We start from the raw sequence: 750 nt of genomic DNA on the forward strand, positions 1-750 counted from the left end.
CTAGACTCATAGCCTTGTGCTATGAGCTGTTTAACGCGTTGGATGATCGCTGGGTTAGCAGCAACCGTTTCAAGACAGCCAAAGTTGCCGCATTGGCATTGCTCACCAAGAGGGTCAATTTGAATGTGGCCAATTTCACCTACGTTACGGTTAAAACCTAGAAACACTTGGCCGTTAACAATGATACCTGCGCCAGTACCGCGGTGTACACTGACTAAGATAGAGTCTTGGCAATCTTGGCTAGCACCAAAATAATGTTCTGCAAGTGCCATACCACGGACGTCGTTACCGACAAAGCAAGCCGTATTGAACTTCTCTCGGATAATTTCACCAAGCGCAAGGTTATCAATATCCGTATTTGGCATGTACTCAACGACGCCTGTCGTAGGGTTAACTAGGCCTGGTAACGTAATACCGATAGCAATCAACTGGTCAATTTTATCTTGGCAACGACTTACGAAGTCTTTTAATAAATCAATAAGACCTGCGATCAAATCGGCTTGGTTGGTGTAGTGAAGTTCGTGTTGATCTTCTGCCAGTGCATTGCCGCCTAAGTCATAGAGACAGAATTGAACGTAGTCTCGACCCAAACGAACGGCGATAGAGTGAAAAGGCTTCACTTCAGTGGTCAATGAGATTGCTCGACGACCACCTGTTGAAGCTTGTTGGGCGACCTCTTTAATGAGGCCGCGTTCCAATAGTTGACGGGTGATTTTGGTAACACTCGCTGGAGCAAGCTGGCTAACATCC

At 46.5% G+C, this 750-nt stretch carries 1 protein-coding gene; it reads right to left on the minus strand.

Translation table 11 applies throughout. The features are described from left to right. Positions 1-750, minus strand: a 750-nt coding sequence (locus tag R7040_RS26155) for an ROK family protein (protein WP_318097534.1), incomplete at both ends; no start/stop codon positions are given.

The organism is Vibrio sp. 1069 (assembly GCF_033340555.1).